The 320-nt window shown below is 28.4% G+C and carries 1 protein-coding gene; it reads left to right on the top strand.

All coding sequences use genetic code 11. The features are described from left to right. A partial coding sequence (locus tag FE392_RS23030; protein ID WP_325835997.1) for an IS3 family transposase occupies nucleotides 1–78 on the top strand: 78 nt, incomplete at its 5' end. Nucleotides 79–320: the final 242 nt, after the last annotated feature.

The raw sequence follows: 320 nt of genomic DNA, 5'->3' as shown, positions 1-320 counted from the left end.
AATCATTATAGATATCAATGGAATTTAAAAAAGATGACTCCTGTTGGATACAGAAACCATCTTCTTGATGTTGCCTAACTTTTTTCAAAATGTCCTTTACAAAGGGTACAGATTATATTTAGAGGTCTTTTTTTCTATTTCCCTTATTTTTTTCCGCAACTGTTTGCCAAGTGAACATGCTCATTAAAAATTTTGTTGTTAATTTGTTTTTCATATTTTTTTAATGTTTCATTTATTTTACTACCAGTTTTACTTTCGAAACTTTTCTCTAGTTCTGATGCTATATCTCTTGTACTTGTTTGTAAATCGTGAAATACTCC

It is taken from the genome of Xenorhabdus santafensis (genome assembly GCF_033949405.1).
Classification (GTDB): Bacteria; Pseudomonadota; Gammaproteobacteria; order Enterobacterales; family Enterobacteriaceae; genus Xenorhabdus; species Xenorhabdus santafensis.
This window is presented reverse-complemented; position numbering and strand designations above follow the sequence as displayed.